Here is a 19,548-nt window from a genome sequence, read left to right as displayed (position 1 = left end):
ATGATGCAACCGAAAGATCTCACCGCCGAAGCTCTCAGCCGCGGCGCTTTACCGGGTCGCGGTTATACGATTGCGCGTCGGATTTCACAGATTTTGCATCCAGTGCCGCTTGGCATTGTTAGCATCTTCATCGTTGGTATCTTTGGGAACGATAACCGTGTGAGCGGATTGTGGTGGTCGTTGTTCTGCACGTTTCTCCATGTCGTCCCGCCAACGATCTTCTTCAATATTCGTCTCCGTCAGGGGGCGTATAGCGATGATGATATTTCGGTTCGTACCCAGCGCAACGAACTGTATCTGTTTGGGATGGCTAATGTGCTGATCGGGACGGCGATTCTGTGGGTATTACAAGCACCGCTCCCGATGTTAGCGATGCTGGTATCGGTAGCAGTGATGAACCTGCTATCATTTATCATCAACCTATTTTGGAAAATCAGTATTCACTCGGCCAGTATTGGTTCGTGCGCTACGCTGGCCAGTATATATCTACCTACACTTGGTGGAATATGCTGGGCGGCAGCTATCGTGCTGGGATGGGCACGCTTACGCACTCGTAACCATACGCTGATGCAGGTGATTGCCGGCATGAGTTTGGCGGTAGTCTGCGTGCTTGGCGTGTTCCGGTTGTTTGGGTTGGTGTAAGGGAGGCCTATGGCGCGCCGTGAAGGGATTAACCCCGATGCCGTCTATTCACGTGAAGAAGTCGCTCGCTTGCTGGGTGTAAGCCTCAGTACGGTCAAGCGACTGATCAGCAGCGGCCAACTTGCCGCCAGCCGTCCGGCCGGTTTGCGCCGCGTTTTTATCCGCGGCGCAAGTGTATTAGAGATGCTGGAAACAACGCGGATCAACGGTGAGCATGAGTCGTAAGCAATGAAGATCTCACTGCGTTGACGCCGAATCGGTACGTTCGTCTGATTGTGCCGGCAACGCACGGACGATAACCCGCTGCTTGAACTTATCAGGACCATTGGGCGGCCAACACGTGATCATCGTTACCACTTCGTAGCCGGTTGGGGCAATGTAGCGCGCATTAGCAAGACGTTGTTCGGGCGAAACACCCTCTTCATCAACCACAATCCGTTCCACTACGGTATAGCGGTACGGTTGACCACGACTGTATACGATGACTTCATCACCCGGTTTGAGATAGAAGAGATCTTTGAAGACGCGACCGTACCCTCCAACATGACCGGCCAAGACAATATTCTCCCCCTCACCGGGATTGGCCGAACCGCGATGCTGACCGACGGCGTACTCGGCAACCTGCCAGACTGAGATCGGTTGACCATTCTCTTCGACGGTCTCCCAACCTACTTCGATCACTTTCGAGTCTACGTTAATCGCCGGAATCACCAAGCGTTCTACCGTTGCCACCCAATCGGCTTGCAGCGGTTCAGGAGGCTCTGAAATGAGCAGACCACTATCGATAGCGCTGCTCGTTGAGGTAGGTACCTCTTGAGTTGTGCGTGCAACCGATGATGGATCGAGCGTATCGGTCGTACCGGTTACGGGGGAGGTGACCGATAGTTCGGGTAATAACGGCAAAGGCCGCGCATCGGCCGGGCGAAAACCACTCGTTATAACACGCGGTGCAGGGAGTGGCGAATCACCGCGTGCAGCCCAGCGGTAGTACTCGATTTGCAATGTCGTCACCAAGACGTACAATAACACTCCGATACCAAACAGCATCAGAAGGGTCCCCAGCAACCATCGGCCACGATGATGCGCCGGTACCTGTCGCCAACTGACGACATGCCAAAGACGTTCGCTAAGTGGGTTCAGGCGGAGCATTAACGATTCACCTCATCACTACAGTCTGTTATCAGTATACCACGCAGCATGCAGCAAGCGTCGGATTGTATGATACGGTACGTACAATGCAGTGTAGCGGATGGGTAGCGCACTGCAATAACAGAGCGGGGCGAGTCTGGGCAGTTCTCCAATGTTCCGACAGTAATAAAGCTAGATTCACGAAGCTTTGGTGATCCGGCGGCTCAAAAGCCTGGCAAGGCGAGGAAAAGTCGGCGTGCAGAGCAACGCGAATGAGAGTTAATTATCCCGGCGCAACGAACGGTTGTCACTCAACCAGGCGTGGGTTGCTCACCCAATCAGCGCTTCGGTTGAATACCTGACGGCTGTACGAATCTTATAGCTGCTCGATAAGGTGCAACCCACCTATCGCTGTGGTCGCTATTAGTTATTATTCTGCCGCACTGAGTGAACAAAGGCCAACATGCCCGGCGTAGCGATGAGCACATGGCTCTTACACTCATGGTCAGCTTGCCGCTATCGAAACCCACCCTGGCTTCCCCGGCGATACATCAATGTGGTGATCTGGATTGTCGATACCACAACGAAACGTGTAGAGCACGCTGTTGCGCACCGCTTGTTAGTTTGCTCGCCGCTTTGGCTCAGTTTTTGGCTATACCTTAGCACAGGGTGTGAAACTGACAAATTACCCTAACAACGGACGAGAGGTCACAACCACTGCCTCCTGCCCCATCGGGGTGTAGCTACGCTCAATGAGAGCTGCGGCCCATCTTCGGTCTTTCTTTCGTTGACAAAATATGCCTTCGTTGATATATTAAGTGTAATAATTACACTATTTTGGAGTGTCTTATGAACGGCGCACAGCTCCGCACCGCCACCGGTATTCTCTTTACCGATCAATACCAGTTGACGATGGCCCAGCTCTATTTTCGCATGGGCATCCACGAACGCACCGCCCAATTCGATCACTTCTTCCGTCAGCCACCGAACTACGGTTTGCACGTTGCCGGTTACTGTATTGCCGCCGGGTTGGAATGGTTGCTCGACTGGATGGAGACGGCGTATTTCGGCCCAGCCGAGATCGAGGTATTACGTGGTCAACGTAACCGTGTTGGTAAGCCGATTTTTGGCGAGGACTTTCTCGCTTATCTGCGTGCTCATGGCAACTTTAGTGGGATCACCATGTGGGCGGTGCCTGAAGGGCGTGTCGTGCATGCGCAGGCGCCGATGACCATCGTGCGAGGGCCGTTGTTCATGGCGCAGATTCTTGAGACCGCGTTGCTCAACCATCTCAATTACCAGACGCTGGTGGCAACCAAAGCTAGCCGCATCCGCGAAGCAAGCGGTGCCAGTACAGTGCTCGAGTTTGGCTTACGGCGTGGGCAAGGTTTGGGGGCAAATGCCGGTACACGCGCAGCTTTGATCGGTGGTGCTGACTTTACCTCAAATGTCGGTCTGGCCTACACCATCGGCCAAACCGCGAAAGGAACCCATGCCCATGCAATGGTGCAGTCGTTCCTCGCCCTTGGTATGAGCGAACTCGATGCCTTCCGTGCTTATGCAGAGGTCTACCCTGACGATTGTCTGTTGCTTGTCGATACGATCGACACGTTACAAAGCGGTGTGCCCAACGCGATCCGTGTTTTTGAGGAGTTACGCGCCAAAGGTCATAAACCGGTTGGGGTACGGCTCGATTCGGGCGATCTTGCCTATCTCGCCATCCAGACGGCCCTGATGCTCGATCAGGCCGGTTTTCCCGATACCGTAATCGTCCTCTCGAACGATCTTGATGAACTGGTGATCTGGCAAATTCAGAGCCAAATTGCCCAAGAAGCACGGCGTTACAACGCCGACGCCGATGCGATCATTCGGCGATTGGTGTACGGTGTTGGGACGCGGCTCGTTACTTCACACGGTGAAGGTGCCCTTGGCGGAGTTTATAAACTGGTAGCAGTCCATGATGGTCAAACGTGGCAACCGGCGATCAAAATCGCCGAGAGTGCAGTGAAACTGACCAATCCTGGTCTCAAGCGGGTTTGGCGTTTGTACGATGATCGGGGCAAAGCGACCGCCGACCTGATCGCGCTCGAAGACGAAGATCCGGCGAGTGAAGAGTATATTCGCCTCCGTCACCCAATCGATCACACTCGTCAGCGGCTGCTCAAACGTACCGAGCTGACCGGGATCGAGCCACTACTCGAACCAGCGATGGTGAATGGGCAACGGGTAGCCGAGCCGTTACCACTCGAGCAGATGCGGGCGCGACGTAATGCTGATGTTGAACGACTCGATCTCGGTGTTCGCCGAATTATGAACCCGCATATTTATCACGTCTCGCTTAGTCAACGGTTGTGGGATCTGAAGCAAGAGCTGCTGGCCCGCTTGCAACAGGTCTAGGCGCAGAGGATGGTAAACGCAAAGGCGCTAAGGACGCAGAGAGCGCCAAGGTTTTTTGGTACCTTGTCACCGAGTAGTGCGGTATACAGCTAGACAAGACGCGCACTAAGGACGCAGAGGGCGCCAAGGTTTTTTGGCTGATTGTTATTGTTCGTACCGACCGGCGGTAGCGGGTGCTAAGGATGCAGAGGGAGCAAAGACGCAGTTGAGGCAAAGGCGCAGAGGATGGTAAACGCAAAGGCGCTAAGGACGCAGAGAGCGCCAAGGTTTTTGGGTACCTTGTCACCGAGTAGTGCGGTATACAGCTAGACAAGACGCGCACTAAGGACGCAGAGGGTGCTAAGGTTTTTTGGTACCTTGTCACCGGGTAGTGCGGTATACAGCTAGACAAGACGCGCACTAAGGACGCAGAGGGCGCCAAGGTTTTTGGGTACCTTGTCACCGGGTAGTGCGGTATACAGCTAGACAAGACGCGCACTAAGGACGCAGAGGGCGCTAAGGTTTTTTGGTAGTTATGAAGCGCGCTCATGCCCAGATGATAACATCCTTTGCGACCTTTGCGCTCTTCGCACCTTTGCGTTCCCGGACTTTGCGCTCTTCGCACCCTTTGTGCCTATACATCAGTGTGCTATACTAAGGTTGGCGCCGACGCATGACGCGCCGCCGCTGGGGTTCTTCCCAGAGGAACTTCCCGACTCCTCGCCCGCTACAAGGCGGAAGGCTGCCTCGCGAAACAGTAAGCGAGGGCACCGGTTGAGTAATCGACCGGTGACGCAAGACGGCAACAGAGAATAGTCCCGCCGGGTAACCGGTAAGGGGTGAAACGGTCGGGTAAGAGCCGACCAGCGCCGGCAGTAATGTCGGCGGCTAGGCGACTGCGCCAGCCGATGGGGAGCAAGGTGCGTGGGGCGGGCTTATCGGTGGGAGAATGTGACAGCAATGCATTCGCGGTACCACCCCGCTCGCTCGCATCGCCGCCGCGACGGCAACCCGGGTAACACCCGGCGCGCTAGGAGCGGCCGCTGCTTGGCAGCGAGAGAGATGGCGGCAGAAACAGAATCGGGGGTACGGTTATGCGTCGGCTCGTTTCCCTACCATCTGCTCAACGTTTATCACTGGCAAATCACAATAGAAGACGGAACCTTCACCCGGTGTACTTGTTACGCCGATCGTTCCACCCATATGGGTGATCAGACGGCGGCAAATGGCCAAGCCGAGACCAACGCCATGCACCCGTTCTCCATTCGGTGAGCGAGCACGCTGAAACTCGGTAAAGATTCGTTCTTGATCCTCCGGTGCAATTCCAACCCCAGAATCCTTGACATTAATACGTAGCCATGCCCCGCGCGGTTCGACACTGATCTCGATCCAGCCTTGCGGACGATTGAACTTGATCGCGTTGCTCAGCAGATTGATCAGGACTTGCTCCAACCGACCAATATTGGCTGCGATCTGGGGTACATCAGGCGGAATAGTGACGTTTACGGTCAGATCGCGTTCGCGCACTTGCGGTAACATCTGCCCGACCACATTCTGGATAATTCCTCTCACGTCAACCGGTTCGATCTCAATCTCCAGTTGACCGGCCTCCATCCGTGAAAACTCAAGAATATCGTTGATTTGTCGCATCAGGTTCAGGCTAGCTTGCCGCATATACCCTAAGGTCTCTTGTACCTCAGGACTAAGTTCGCCTAAGATACCGCGGCGTAACACATCGGTGTACCCGATGATCGAGGTCAGTGGCGTTCGTAGATCATGGCTTACTGTAGCGAGAAATGTGGTCTTGAGCCGGTCGGCGTGCTGTACCCGTTCGTACAGGCGAATACGAATAATCGCATCGGTAATCAGTTCGCCGATAGCGGTGACAAGTTCGCTCAGCGCTGGCGTCATCGTCTTCGGCTTATGGCTGGCAAGACCAAGGATACCGGTAGCTTGATGCTCGTGGCGGAGTGGTGCAATTAAGAGTGATTGCAAACCCTCCTGCTGTAACCCGGCAGCCAGAGGATCATCGGTAGCAAGTTCGCTAAGTTGGATGAGTTCGGGTCGACCATGTCGAATACGTTTGATCAATTGTGCGGCAGGCAAACCGGTAATCACCTCGCCTTGCAAGCGACCGGAACCGCTCACGGTGTAATCCACCGCTACCGTAATGTACTGCTTTGTTTCATCGATCAAGCCAATCGATACACGCTCCCAGTGGCCTTCCTGCACGATAATGCGTGCAATCGTGTTAAGCAGTGAATTGGTCTCTTGGGCAGTATTTGCACTGCGGGCAATCGCATTGATCAGGCGTAGAGCAGCAATGTGGCGGGATCGCTCCTGTTCCACCCGCATCCGTTCGCTCACATCACGGATCAACAATAATGAACCGGTTGTAATCCCGGTAGCCGATTGCAGTGGGCGGAGACGAACTTCAATAGCCTGTGTTCCATCATCGAGGATGTATGGTCGATTCGCACTCGAAGGGTTGGTCTGCAGAATGCGTTGCAGATCGTGACCAAACGGTGAATTACGTATCAGGTGGGCAAGTGATCGACCAATCCAGCGTTCTTTCTCGATACCAAGCAGACGTGGTGCGTGTTGATTGATCTCAACGATTAGCCCGCGACTATCCAGAATAATCAGACCATCCGGTAAGCTGGCAATCACCTCTTGTTCAGCCAGCGGTGCCAAATCGAAGAGGTGGTAGCGCACAGTGGTATAAATCCCAAGTGCTGCCGAAATCAAAAGTAAAAGAGGGGTAGGGTCATCATTCCAGGGAACGCGAACGCCGCTAAGAAACGCAATATTGCCCACCGCAGGAATGAGCGCAGCTACCAGCATTAGCCGTGAGTGAAAACGGTGGACCGGCGGTGCTTGCCATGACGAGCGGATCAGTATGATAATCCCAACCGCCAGACAGACATAAGCGTACACGCTATGCACCCAAAAGGCTGGGCCACGGGTGACCGACAACCATAGAAAGGGTCGTGATGTGTCGGCGACAACCGTTGACCACCAAAGGTTGTGGAGATTATTGGTCAAGGCAAAAATTAGCGCGACTAACTCGGGGACAAAGATACCTCGTCGCAACCAGCGTGGCACGCGCCACCACTCACCGGAATAGGCGAGTGCGATTAAGAGCCAACACGGTCCGATCAGCACGATCCCTAAATTCTGCAACAACGACCAGAAGAGTGTCCCTTCAAAGGTCGTGTCTATGATGCTGAGAGCATGACAGAGATTCCACCATGCAATAGCGATCAGTAACAAGGTAAATGGTCTTCCACCGCGATAGTAACGGCGTTGCCACATGAACATTACCAATCCGGCTGCGATAATGGCCGGGATCAGGTAAATCATCATGAAGGGAATTGCCGCCATACTCGCGTCTCACCCTATGTGCGCATTGGTGGTCTTGCAAACAAGATTGGTTTACTTCGAATGGTCTTGTTGCAGCATCCAGAATATAGGTTCGGACTATATCGATTATTGTACCTTAAAACGATAAACGACAAGAGGTACGGTATCTTTCACATTATGCTGATGCGATACTCGGCTTTTCTTTGGCTCACACCTCTGATCCCCTGTAGGTTTTGTCGTAATTCTTGACCATGCCATCTGCTGACACACCGCGTGACAACGGAGTTACCCGACACGAAGTACTCACTACCGAACTGCTATCAACAGAATATATGCTGCCTTCTCGATAGTCACTTGACATTCCAGTTACTGGAAGGTGTATCTTCAGTGTATGTAACAAATCGGTAGTGAGAGGGATGGTATATGTGTACCCCTTACGGTTGTGCGGTAGATGCGAGTGCGGTAACAGGTGACGCGAAGCTGCCTCAGTCTTCGGCTCATCTGTGTCCATCTTGTCAGGCAACCGGTAAAAAGGTGCCAATCCAAACGGTACGTGCGTTAGCTGCGATCAGTTTGCGGCGGGTAACGGCACAAGAGTACCGGTTTTGTCAAACGGCAGATTGTCCGGTTGTGTACTTCAGCAATGATGGTTCACAGACACTAACGGTAGATCACGTTCGTGAGCGCGTGTTTCAGAAAGAAGCTCACCAACCAGATGTGTTTGTGTGCTACTGTTTCCAGTATCAGGTAGGTGATCTGAGCGGAGCGAGCCAGGTCGATTACGAAGCGATTGTTGCTGATATTAAAGCCGGTATTGCTGCCGACCAGTGTGCATGCGATCTCCGGAATCCGCAGGGGGTATGTTGTTTGGGGAATGTCATGCGCATCATCCGCGCTCAAGAGAATAGTTAGAAGTTCTAAATATCCTTGTCGAGAGCAGTGAAGTATGCTATCGTTGTCGCAGCAATCGGTCAGCACTCTCACAAAATGATTATGACCACGGCTGAGACAACTATCTCGATCATTACAACCGATCACGATTTGATCGATCATCTACAGACCTTACTAGGTGCAGAATGGCAACTGGTGTCGGCTACGGAGGTTCATCTCTCCCATCCACATTTGATCGATCTGCGCGTCGCGATCCCGGCTAATCTTGCGGCCCAAGCTGAACAAGCACCGCTGATCGGATTAGTTGCCGACATTGCTGCGATCGGTGAAGTCTTGCGAGCCGGCGCTCACGAAGTCATCACGATGGCCGATCTGCAACCGATCTGTTTGCATCGCGCCATCAGCACTGCGCAGATCCGTTGGCAGATCGAGCAGATGCGCCGTCAGCAACTCGCCGAGGCACGGGCGCAAGTCCAGGCGTTGACGGTGCGGTTGCAGAACGAACAGATCCGTGATCCCCTTACCGGGTTGTATACCCGCCGTTATCTTAACGAGACGTTAGAGCGCGAATTGCGTCGTGCTGACCGAGAACAAATTGTGTTGAGTGCTGTCCTGATCGATATTGACCAACTCGAGCACGTTAACTGGCAGTTCGGTCGTGCCCTTGGTGATGCAGTCATCCAACATCTGGCCACTCTGATTGGGCGTCAGGTACGTGGTGGTGATCTTTTCTGTCGCTATGGAAGTGATGAGTTGCTGCTTTTGTTGCCACGTGTGAGCCGTGAAACGATCTTGCACCGTGCCGAGCAATGGCGGGCGTCGGTTGCAGAAACGATCATCCGCCCTGGAACCCTCGATTTACAAGTGACTATTTCGATTGGTATTGCTACTTTTCCCCATGATGCGCGTAACGCGGTTGAGTTGCTCAATCAGGCGCACGAAGCACTCTACGCGGCTAAGGCGGCCGGCGGCAACTGTGTGCGCTTATGGCCCGGTACTCAGAAGCAAACCCCGTTTGGTGTATAGCCGGATGATGTACAGCAATCTCTTGTCGGGAACAACGTGAACTATTCCCGCGACGTAGGGCTGCGATAGGCAGAAGGAGTGTGATGATATGCGACTGGCAGGAAAACGGATCGCTATTCTACTGGCCGAAGGGGTGGAGGACCTAGAGTTCTACGTGCCGATGATGCGGTTGCAGGAAGAGGGAGCCGATGTGGTTGCGGCCGGGCTAGACTTACGTCCGGTGCGGGGAAAGAATGGGCTTGAGATTGCTCCAACCGCTACCATTGCCGATCTGCGTGCCGATGATCTCTTTGGTCTTGTATTACCCGGTGGCTGGGCACCGGATAAGCTGCGTCGGTATCGCGAGGTGACCGATTTGGTACGCGCTATGGATGCCGACGGTAAGGTGATCGGGATCATTTGTCACGGTGGTTCAATTGCGATCTCGGCGGGTATTGTCCGTGGCCGTCCGGCTACCGGCTCAACCGGGATTAAAGACGATCTGATCAATGCCGGCGCCCACTGGCGCGATGAAGCAGCGTTCCGTGATGGCAATCTCGTGTGGGGGCGGGTTGTCGCAGATATTCCCGCTTTTTGTCGTGAGCTGGTTGCAGCATTGGTTGAGCGCGTATGATGCCGCGGATCGCGTATTGCTCGCCCGTTAACCCGGCTGCGTCGGGTATTTCCGATTATAGCGAGGATCTATTGCCCTATCTTGCCCAATACGCCGACATCACTCTGTTTGTCGACGATGGGCTGCATCCGACGAATCCGCTCCTTCATCAGTACTTAACCATTCAACCCCTGCGCAAACTCGAACATTTTGTTCGGCGTGGGGCATTTGATGCAATTGTCTACCATATGGGCAATAGCCCGGTTCACGCCAGAATTTGGCAGTCAGCCCAACGTATTCCCGGGGTGGTGGTGTTGCATGATTTTGTGTTACACCACTTTATGCTCTGGTATGCCGCGAACGTTCAGCGTGATGTGCAGCGTTATGTGACGATGATGCGCACACGCTACGGAGATGAGGGGTGGCATGTTGCTCAGCTCATGATCCGCTCACGTTTTAGTGCGGCCGCTTTTAGCTTTCCGTGCAACGAAGATGTGCTCGCTGCTGCCCAAGCCGTGATCGGTCATAGTCGGCATATCCTCGATCGCGTGGCCGCGATCCGTCCCGATCTGCCCCGTGGTCTTGTGCCGATGGGTATTCCCTTACCACCACTGATTGACCGCAACGAGGCCCGTCAACGACTTGGTATTCCGCTCGACCGTCCACTATTGGCGAGTTTTGGTCATATCAATGCGTGGAAGCGGATCGAGCCAATGCTGCGCGCGCTTGCTCTCCTGCATCGCGAAGGTATTGACGCCCATTGTGTGCTCGTAGGTTCGGTGTCACCAAACTATGACCTCGATAGCCTCATCCGGCGTCTTGGCCTGCAAACGGCGGTAACGGTGACCGGGTATGTTCCAAGAACACAATTTGAGTACTACGTGGCGGCAGCCGACATTTGTTTCAATTTGCGCTACCCAACTGCCGGTGAAACGAGTGCCAGTCTATTGCGACTACTAGGTGCCGGCAAACCAACGCTGGTCAGCGCAGTCGATGCGTTTTGCGAATTACCTCCTGACGTTGCCGCGCAGGTTGATGTGGATGGGAGTGAGATCGACTTAATCGTCGCCTATTGCCGACGGTTATTGTCCGATCGCCCCTTGGCTGCGGCGTTGGGGGCACGGGCGCGGGAATATGTTGCCACCGAACATACCCTCCCCAGTGCCGCACAGGCGATGATCCGCTTTTTGGCCGACGTATACGGTTGGCCGCCACCTCGCTTGATTCACCCCCAACCCCTCTGGGATCCAACACCGGTCTGTGAACCGGAACCGGTAGAAACGCCGGTGCCAACGACAACCGCACCTACCCAGCCATCGCTTCTGGTACAATCGGCAGCCCGCGCTGCTGCCGAGATCGGTCTGACCGAACACGACATAGATGCGCTGCGTTCGGTAGCGGTGCGGATTAACGAATTAACTGCATGACGACAGAGATTGCTTTTGTCCTTTACTGTGCTGGCAACGATGATCGTCCGGTGTACGCTAGGTACTAGTTCGAGGCCGGTTCGCCGATTATGCCCGTGTCGGTATTCCATTACAGGTAGTCGTACTGGTGATCTGCCTGTTGGTCATCCCATTCTTGTTTCCGTGGTGACTCAGTACCGGTATGTTGAGATCACATTGCCGTTCCTGTCGATGAGAACAGCAGTATCGCGATCACCATCGCCGTCTTGATTATTCCAAACGGCTTGATTGTGTCCCCAGTACACATGTTCATTGGTATTGGTATTGATACTACTACTACCCGTCCATACCTGCACGCGGCCACCAACGTAAGACAAAAAATGGGAAGACAATCGCGTAATATCCAATCGGTCAGATCAACCGGTATCGTTCCCTCGTTCACAATACGGACGTATTCACCCATTACATCATCACTCGGTGGATTGCATTCGATGTAGGTGATGCGTACCGTCGGTGGAATCGACGTCGGCGTCGGTTCATTCGTGCCATTGTCCTGACCGATCACGAGCGGAAGAAAGATATTCTGGGGATTCGTGCTGGTTGAGCAAGGTGGTCCGGCCAATGCCGCTTGGATTTCCGGTGCCACGTTGCTGAGTAGATCAAGTCCGGTACATTGTTCAATACAGGCGATTGAAGAGCGGTACTCAGTCCAATCGTTGCTGAGACCATTGATGTTCGGCATAATCACCGCGACGACTTCAGTCTCGGCATTGATGCGAGCGAGATCATTATCACCCTCTGGTAAGACGACCACGACTTTCCATAAATCGGCAGGAACAACAATCTTCCCGTTCCCAATCGTACCATTACTCCCAATTGTTCCCCCGATCACATAGGCTTCGTTACCGGCACGTACCCGGTTGCGCGTATGTTCTTCGAGTAATCGCCATGGCCCTTGGTTATTATCCGGAGCTTGCGGTACGATATTGGCGAGGTAGAAGGTCTCACGCTGTACCAGATCGCTCGAGAGACGATCGCCGGAAGGGGTGAGGTGACCACAGTCGTAGCCGGTGTTGGTGTAATCACTGTGCATCGCGTATGACCAACCAAGCGCACTGATGGTAGGATCGACGATAAAATTGCCGCTATACCGATCGGTTTGCGCCGGACTGAAATCGGTCAAGGTCAGATGCCAGCTTACCCAGCGTGCAATTCCGCTGTCGCGCTGATAGGCCAGTGCATATACCTCGCGTTCGATTAAGTAGTTGTTGGGCTAAGCTGGATCGGCTACAGCATTGCTCGGATTGCCAAGGGTGAGATGCCGACTCGTTGATGTGTTGACCGCAATCAGCGCGAAATAGGCGCTGAAGAAGGCAATCTGGAGGAGAAGTAAAAGTTATAGATAGCGTCTACTTATGTCTCGATTACCTTCGTTTGTACACCGGCAATCGTGCCATCATCCAGATAACCGATAATGAGTACGGTTACTGTCCCTTCCCCAAAACGATAGACCACCGGATCGCGCAAAGACGCGGCTAAGGTATCACGTAATCCGGCAAAGCCAACGAGTGTCGGTAAATCATCGGTCGTATGCCACGGTTGGCGGGTTGTTAGCGGTGCGAAAAAGTGCTCAAACGATTGGACGCTCACCGGAGTGTTGCGCGGAATATCAAGGGCCTGCGCCACTGTCTGTGGTGACAACGTGATCATACCGAGTATGACCGGGATAAACGGATGATCGCGTTCACTCGGCATACGCAAGTCGCCGGTGGCGGCGTTGAATGCGGCCAGAGCAGCCGTTGCAGCAGGCGAGAACGGTTCCGGCATAGCCATCTCCTCAGTTGATCCACACCAACGGACTACTGAGCTACTATAGTACCATGTCGCGCGTAAAACGAGACCTTATGCTACAATCAGCTTTGCCGGCATACAGAATACAGAATAAGGATACCGGCAACCATCTGAAATTGTGCAAAGGCGGAGTAGCAACAGATGCGGCTCCACCTGTATAGCGTGATAAACGATGAGGAGGGTTATCGTGAGTGAGAAAAAGATCGGCATTCTCGTCGGTCGCGAGTGGTCGTGGCCGCCTGCGTTTATCGAAGAGGTCAATCGGCGCAACGTTGGCGTGCGGGCTGAGTTTATCAAACTAGGCGGGACGCGGATGGCAGAGTTGTGCGACTACGACGTGATTGTCGATCGCATTAGCCATGAAATCCCGTATTACCGGACATTTTTGAAGACGGCGGCGCTCAGTGGAACACGGATTGTCAATAATCCATTCTGGTGGAGCGCTGATGATAAATTCTTCGGCGCATCGTTGGCGACGGCTCTTGGTATTCCCCATCCGCGCACCGTCGCCTTACCCTCGCATTCCTACATTGAAGGTGTGGTTGAAGAGTCCCTGCGTAATCTGATCTACCCAATTCCGTGGAAGGATCACGTGGATTATGTTGGTGGTTTTCCGGTAATTCTCAAACCGGCGTGGGGCGGTGGCTTTAAGAAGGTCTACAAAGTCCATTCGTATGAGGAGTTGTGGCGCGCCTACAATGAGACCGGCATCGAGTGCATGATGCTGCAAGAGTACATCGCATGGGAGAAATATGTACGCTGCATTGTTATTGGTCGTCGCCACATCATGACGATCAAGTTTGACGCCAATGCACCGTGGCCACACCGCTACTTCCGCGATGACAACTATCTCACACCTGACGAAGGCCGACAAGTGGTTGATGCTGCGTTGAAGCTGAATCAGGCGCTCGGCTACGACATGAACACTGTCGAGTTCGCGATTCGCGATGGTGTAGCCTACGCTATCGATTTTACTAATCCGGCCCCTGACTTTGATGTGAATTCTCTCACGCCGTTCTACTTCGATTGGGTTGTACGGACAATGGCCGATTTCACGATTGAATTGGCCTTACAGGGTCGTGCCAAGCCAGAGGAGTTTGCGTGGCATCGTTTGTTGAACGGACCGATGACGCCCGCAACTGCTCCGGTTGTAGCGGCGACGGTGAACAGCGACCCACCGCCCCCTGATCCGGTAGAGGCACCGGCAGCTCCGAAGCGCCGCCGTACCACGAAGAAAAAGACCACAGAAGAGGCCTAAACTGCCCAAAACAGTTCATGAAACGCCAAGGCGCAGGTGTACCCGCAAGCCTTGGCGTCAATCATTAGTAAAGCTTAACATAATCGAACTGAAAGGATGCCTATGACTCTTGTTCAAGCAATCGCCGATTACCATGCCCTACTCGATCCGAAACTGGCGGCTGTCTCGTGGCAATGTTTGACCGAGGAGATGCGGGCAAGACGTTTGTATTTTGGTGAGCGTCCACTGGCTACCGTCCTCCGTCCGCGTCTCATGACGATGACGCAGTATGAGTTGTTACAGCGCGGTACACAGCAGGTTGCCGAAGCCGCCCGCTCGATCGTCGCAGCGGCGTTGGCCGATGATGAAGTCGGGCGGGCTGTGCGTGAGGTGCTGATGCTGACCCCGCTTGAAGAACGGTTGATCGCGATGCCCCCCGGCTACCTCGAGCCGAGCGCACATTCACGAATGGATACGTTCTTGACTGTCGATGGTTCGTCGTTGCAGTTTGTTGAATATAACGCCGAAAGTCCGGCGGCGATTGCTTACGAAGATCTGTTGGCACAGGCCTTTCTGTCGATGCCGGTTATGCAAGAGTTTTCCAAGCGCTATTCGATTATGCCGTTACCGGCACGTCAATATATGTTGCGTACTCTGCTCGATTGTTGGCGCACTGCCGGTAGCCCCGGCCACGAGCCGCGAGTGGCGATTGTAGATTGGTATGGAGTGCCGACGGCTACCGAGTTTGAGATGTTCCGACAGTATTTTAGTGAGCACGGCTTGACCACCGTTATCTGTTCACCGCACGATCTCGTCTTCCGCGACGGACAATTAATTGCCAGGACTGCTGACGGTGGACAGTTGCCGGTAACGATTGTCTTCAAGCGCGTACTGACTAGCGAATTCTTGAGCCATTACGGTGATGATGCGCTTTCGCATCCGCTGGTACAGGCTTATGTTGCCGGTGCGTGTGTCATCGTGAACTCGTTCCGGGCCAAGCTACTCCACAAAAAGTCTCTCTTTGCACTTCTCTCTGATGAACGGTTCCACGAACCACTCAGCGCCGAACAACGGTCAGCAGTAGTGGCCCACGTCCCATGGACACGAGTGGTACGGCCCGGTCAGACAACGTATCAGGGAGAAACGATTGACTTACTGGCGTTTGCCCGCGCTAACCGCGAGCGATTGTTGCTCAAACCGAACGATGAATACGGCGGTAAGGGGATTACTATTGGCTGGGAAGTCAGTGCCGATGCGTGGGATGCCGCTCTCCAAGCTGCGCTCGAGACGCCGTTCGTCGTGCAAGAACGAGTGACGATTGCCTATGAGCCGTATCCGGCGTTTGTCGATGGGCAAGTCGTGATCGCCGATCGATTGGTTGATAGTGATCCCTATTTGTTTGGCACCACCGTGCATGGCTGCTTGTGTCGTCTCTCTACGGTCACGTTACTCAACGTGACGGCGGGTGGTGGAAGTACCGTGCCGGTGTTTGTGATTAAAGATCGGCCATAACGTCTGTATCGGAGTAAGTATGCGGTTCAGTGATGCTCTCGGTCGTCAGCTTGAACTACCTGCACCACCCCGCCGGATCATCTCGCTGGTACCAAGCATGACCGAATGGTTGTTCAGCGTTGGCGCCGGCGAGCGCGTGGTGGCCGTGACTGACTATTGTGTCGAACCGGTGGCAGCGATTGCCCATTTGCCACGGGTGCGTGGCACCAAGAATCCGGATCGGGCAGCGATTATTTCGCTCCAGCCCGACCTGGTTATCGCCGAGCAAGAAGAAAATCGCGAACGTGATGTGCGGGCACTGTCTGAGGCCGGGATCAATGTCTATGTCACTGCTATTCGCAGTGTTGCCGATGCTGTCAAGCAATTGGCTGCTTTGGCTGCTGTACTCGACGTTACGCCGGTAGCAGCGCCGATGCTTGCAGCGATAGAGGCAGCGATTGCTGCGCCTCCTCCGCCAACGCGACGGGTGCTGGCCTTGATTTGGCGCGATCCGTGGATGGCGGTCGGGCAAGCTACTTACGCCGGTGATGTGCTGCGTCTCAGTGGTGGGATCAATGTCGCCATCGAGTTGCCCGGTCGCTATCCACGAGCCACGTTAGCCGAGTTCCTCGCATTCGATCCAGAAGTTATTCTCCTACCGAGCGAACCATATCCGTTTAGCGAACGCGATCTGCCGGCGTTTGCCGAGGTAACCGGACGTTGCCGTCTCGCTTTTTGTGATGGAATGGCGCTGACATGGCCCGGCCCGCGCACGGTGACGGCTCTGACAACATTCCGTCATCTCCTTGAGGATGCGCTATGAACCAATTAATCAGACTGCGTGAAGCGATGTTGGGGTTGGTGATCGGCAAGCGGGCTAATGATGTGCTCAATCGTGGCCCTGCTTCGGCTACGGTAGTTGATGGTGGAGCACTGGCCGGTGCGATCAAACGGGCCGTCAACCAATTTAAGGCGCTGGCAATGGATGAAACCGGGACACAGGTGAACTACGACCGGCTACGTGATCATCCGGCGTACCAGGCGTTTCGCCATGAACTTACCCCGCAATTACAGACGTTCGATCCGACCACGTTACCCGATCGGGCAACACGGTTGGCCTTCTGGATCAATCTCTACAACACGTTGGTGATCGATGCTGTGATTGCTTTTGCGGTTAAGCAGAGCGTTGCCGACGAATTAGCCGGTCTCAGCTTTTTTCAAGCGGCTGCCTATGTGATCGGTGGTCAGCGCTGTTCGCTTAACGATATTGAGCACGGCATCCTGCGCGCCAATCGTGGCCATCCGTTTATTCCTGGCCCCCAATTCGCCGCCGACGATCCACGTTTGGCATGGGTGATCGATCCGCCCGATCCGCGTATTCATTTTACACTAAACTGTGCGAGCCGTTCGTGCCCGCCAATTGCCGTCTATAGCGTCGATCAGATCGATCATCAACTCGACATGGCGTTGCGTCATTTTGTCGCGACTGATGTGACCGTTGATCCTGAGCGTGGTGAGATTCATGTATCTCGCATTTTTGACTGGTACCGCGAAGATTTTGGTGGTCTTCAAGGGATTGTACAGCTCTTACGGCACGCATTGCCCGACGATGAGCGACGGGCATGGCTGTCGCAAACACAACGTGGACGTTTTGTGTTTCGTCCGTACAATTGGGCTTTGAACCGTAGCTAGAAACAGGTAGCAGTGGTGACCGGCTCAATCGTTCGCAGGTGAACTTAATCGTCTGGTCGGTCAACATTAGCCCGACGCTCAAGCAACATCTCCACGCACTGTGGTGAGATGTATCCGACTTCACAAACCTCTCACCGAACATCAACAAACGATAGCTCCCGTGCCGTCGGGACGGATCACCCTCGTCCAAACAAACGATAATTAAGCACCGGAAAGATCGCATCGTAGGTCTCGATTTGTTCGAGGGTGAAGAGATCGGTCGCGCTGAGCGACTCTTGGCGTGCAAGAATCAACAACTGCTCAAAACGATCAAGGTGGCGTTGCCAGCCCAACTCGTGTGGTGCATCGATCCAATCACTTTGTTCGGCAAGGAAAAGCTCGCGGGCAGCCTGCGTCAGTACACGCTCGCGAAGACCTTCCGCAGACGGGTAGGTAGCGACCAAATCGGCAAAGCGCTGCTCGGCATCGGCAAGCGCTTGCCAATACCGCTGTGAAACGGTATTCTGCCGGCGTCCATGCTTATCGGCGATCGCGAGATCGGGGCGTAACGTCACCAAGTCACTTACCCGCAAATCGGTCAACGTCGTTCCCGGATGCGTTAGGCGTAAGCGGGTATCGGTGGCACAACGGGTCAAGACGGCTTGGAACCAAGTTGGTGCCTCAAACCATCTGCTTCCCCACAAGCGTCCATCAATCGGGACGACAACAACCGCTTCCGCAGGCAGTTGTTGGAGGCGGTGTAGTAGTTGTTCGACAAAATGGTTAGCATGTTCTTGCGCACGACGGAGCGCATCATACGGATCGTAGGGCTGTGGCGTATGCGTACCGTTCGCGGTATAGCCGGTAGGATCGTCGGGATTGCGGTAGAGCGGGTCACCGGGATAGCCCAGCTCAACGGAATTCACATGACGGGCCAGCGTATCGTCAATCCCAATTGCCGCCAACCGGCGCGGCACAACCCAACCGGGCAGTGATCCCGATATGACACTCGTCGGCTCAACCAACACGTACCGCAGATCGAGTTCGAGGGCAATGTGCTCAATACCCGGTCGCCAGGCACAGTTGGGTAACCACAAGCCTTCCGGTCGTCTTAGGTGGCGCGAAATGTACAATAAACCGTGTTCGAGTTGTGCGCGCACCATACTCTCATGACTCAAAAAAGGCAGAATCGCATGGCTGGCCGGCAAACAGAGCGGGACGACGATTTCGGCAAGGGTGAGTTCTTGCAGCCGCCCTGCCAGATTCCGGCGGTATCGAGTCGTGAACGTGCGTAAGAGTTGACGATCCCAATCGAGGTAAAACCGGGCTAAGTAGGCACCATGACTGTTGCCTTCCGCTTCAAAACGGTTCAACTCGGCTTGATGATGCGTAATACGATCCTCTAACCATTGCCCGAAATGCTTATTCACAATCGGATCAAGCCACTGTTCTAATGCAATTGGCGAACAGGCAAGGGTGATCGTGATCGGGAGGTGGTGACGTTGCAATTCGCCGAGCAGATCGAGTAACGGTATCAACAACTGCGCAATGACGGTATGTAAGCGCTCCTCACCAATCGGATGCCGTCCGGGATGGCGCACATACGGTGTATGAACTTCGATCACAAATGCTATTGGCATCTTAGCCTCGCCGGTTCCTGAATGACCTACAGATAGTGCAGTTATGTCAGAACTACGGATGTATTGGTGTTACCGGTAAAGGTGTAGGGAGCAGCGTTGGTTCATCAGTTGGTGATGGCGTCACCGTTGCGGGTGATGCAACTGTTACCGTACCGTTAGAGTGTTGGTGTCGCCGTCTCGGTCGGTGTCACGGTTGGTGTCGCCGTCTCGGTCGGTGTTACGGTTGGTGTCGCC

General features: G+C 54.2%; 16 protein-coding genes. 11 read left to right on the top strand and 5 right to left on the bottom strand.

Going from position 1 to position 19,548, the window contains the following annotated elements:
- Together AC01ZF_RS13430 and AC01ZF_RS13425 are read left to right on the top strand one after the other, a co-directional pair.
- The gene (locus tag AC01ZF_RS13430; protein WP_424674734.1) at positions 1 to 642 is read left to right on the top strand and encodes a phosphatase PAP2 family protein; all 642 of its coding nucleotides are present in this window, start codon (positions 1 to 3) and stop codon (positions 640 to 642) included.
- Between the two features lie 9 nt (positions 643 to 651).
- The gene (locus tag AC01ZF_RS13425) at positions 652 to 867 is read left to right on the top strand and encodes a helix-turn-helix domain-containing protein (RefSeq protein WP_424674735.1); all 216 of its coding nucleotides are present in this window, start codon (positions 652 to 654) and stop codon (positions 865 to 867) included.
- A 12-nt stretch (positions 868 to 879) separates the two neighbouring features.
- Here the strand turns inward: AC01ZF_RS13425 and AC01ZF_RS13420 are convergent, their stop codons facing one another.
- The gene (locus AC01ZF_RS13420; protein WP_428111716.1) at positions 880 to 1,791 is read right to left on the bottom strand and encodes a sortase; all 912 of its coding nucleotides are present in this window, start codon (positions 1,789 to 1,791) and stop codon (positions 880 to 882) included.
- 828 nt (positions 1,792 to 2,619) lie between these two features.
- On the opposite strand from AC01ZF_RS13420, the gene AC01ZF_RS13415 reads away from it, so the two are divergent.
- Positions 2,620 to 4,167, top strand: a complete 1,548-nt coding sequence (locus AC01ZF_RS13415; protein WP_428111714.1) for a nicotinate phosphoribosyltransferase — start codon at positions 2,620 to 2,622, stop codon at positions 4,165 to 4,167.
- Positions 4,168 to 5,238: 1,071 nt separating this feature from the next.
- Here AC01ZF_RS13415 and AC01ZF_RS13410 read toward each other — a convergent pair.
- Positions 5,239 to 7,530: a sensor histidine kinase gene (locus AC01ZF_RS13410; protein ID WP_424674738.1), complete on the bottom strand. Its 2,292-nt coding sequence runs from the start codon at positions 7,528 to 7,530 to the stop codon at positions 5,239 to 5,241.
- A 402-nt stretch (positions 7,531 to 7,932) separates the two neighbouring features.
- Here AC01ZF_RS13410 and AC01ZF_RS13405 point away from each other — a divergent pair, with 402 nt between their 5' ends.
- From AC01ZF_RS13405 to AC01ZF_RS13390, 4 genes are all read left to right on the top strand, one after another.
- Positions 7,933 to 8,421: a putative iron-sulfur cluster-binding metallochaperone gene (locus AC01ZF_RS13405; protein WP_424674739.1), complete on the top strand. Its 489-nt coding sequence runs from the start codon at positions 7,933 to 7,935 to the stop codon at positions 8,419 to 8,421.
- An 81-nt stretch (positions 8,422 to 8,502) separates the two neighbouring features.
- Complete coding sequence (locus AC01ZF_RS13400) at positions 8,503 to 9,426, top strand: GGDEF domain-containing protein (RefSeq protein ID WP_424674740.1); 924 nt, start codon at positions 8,503 to 8,505, stop codon at positions 9,424 to 9,426.
- Between the two features lie 88 nt (positions 9,427 to 9,514).
- Entirely contained in the window at positions 9,515 to 10,039 is a 525-nt protein-coding gene (locus tag AC01ZF_RS13395) for a type 1 glutamine amidotransferase domain-containing protein (protein ID WP_424674741.1), read from the top strand.
- On the top strand, positions 10,036 to 11,445 hold the full coding sequence (locus tag AC01ZF_RS13390) for a glycosyltransferase family 4 protein (protein WP_424674742.1): 1,410 nt from the start codon (positions 10,036 to 10,038) through the stop codon (positions 11,443 to 11,445). The genes AC01ZF_RS13395 and AC01ZF_RS13390 overlap by 4 nt, the downstream gene beginning before the upstream one ends.
- Positions 11,446 to 11,635: 190 nt before the next feature.
- On the opposite strand, the gene AC01ZF_RS13385 is transcribed toward AC01ZF_RS13390, so the two are convergent.
- Together AC01ZF_RS13385 and AC01ZF_RS13380 are read right to left on the bottom strand one after the other, a co-directional pair.
- Positions 11,636 to 12,682 carry a DNA/RNA non-specific endonuclease gene (locus tag AC01ZF_RS13385; RefSeq protein ID WP_476575426.1) on the bottom strand — a complete coding sequence of 349 codons (1,047 nt, stop codon included), beginning with the start codon at positions 12,680 to 12,682 and terminating at the stop codon, positions 11,636 to 11,638.
- 155 nt (positions 12,683 to 12,837) lie between these two features.
- Positions 12,838 to 13,251 carry a nuclease A inhibitor family protein gene (locus tag AC01ZF_RS13380; RefSeq protein WP_424674743.1) on the bottom strand — a complete coding sequence of 138 codons (414 nt, stop codon included), beginning with the start codon at positions 13,249 to 13,251 and terminating at the stop codon, positions 12,838 to 12,840.
- Positions 13,252 to 13,462: 211 nt separating this feature from the next.
- On the opposite strand from AC01ZF_RS13380, the gene AC01ZF_RS13375 reads away from it, so the two are divergent.
- From AC01ZF_RS13375 to AC01ZF_RS13360, 4 genes are all read left to right on the top strand, one after another.
- Positions 13,463 to 14,533 (top strand): ATP-grasp domain-containing protein, encoded by a 1,071-nt coding sequence (locus AC01ZF_RS13375; protein ID WP_424674744.1) that lies wholly within the window; start codon positions 13,463 to 13,465, stop codon positions 14,531 to 14,533.
- A gap of 102 nt (positions 14,534 to 14,635) precedes the next feature.
- On the top strand, positions 14,636 to 16,024 hold the full coding sequence (locus AC01ZF_RS13370; RefSeq protein WP_424674745.1) for a circularly permuted type 2 ATP-grasp protein: 1,389 nt from the start codon (positions 14,636 to 14,638) through the stop codon (positions 16,022 to 16,024).
- Between the two features lie 19 nt (positions 16,025 to 16,043).
- A complete protein-coding gene (locus AC01ZF_RS13365) occupies positions 16,044 to 16,826 on the top strand; it encodes a helical backbone metal receptor (protein ID WP_424674746.1) in 783 nt (260 codons plus the stop codon).
- On the top strand, positions 16,823 to 17,695 hold the full coding sequence (locus AC01ZF_RS13360) for a DUF547 domain-containing protein (RefSeq protein ID WP_476575421.1): 873 nt from the start codon (positions 16,823 to 16,825) through the stop codon (positions 17,693 to 17,695). Before AC01ZF_RS13365 ends, AC01ZF_RS13360 begins: the two co-directional genes overlap by 4 nt.
- Positions 17,696 to 17,871: 176 nt before the next feature.
- On the opposite strand, the gene AC01ZF_RS13355 is transcribed toward AC01ZF_RS13360, so the two are convergent.
- Entirely contained in the window at positions 17,872 to 19,314 is a 1,443-nt protein-coding gene (locus AC01ZF_RS13355; protein WP_424674748.1) for a 1,4-alpha-glucan branching protein domain-containing protein, read from the bottom strand.
- Between the last annotated feature and the right edge of the window lie 234 nt (positions 19,315 to 19,548).

Source organism: Chloroflexus sp. (assembly GCF_056331925.1).
The sequence above is the reverse complement of the archived record's forward strand: the minus strand, read 5'-3'. Positions and strand labels throughout refer to the sequence as shown.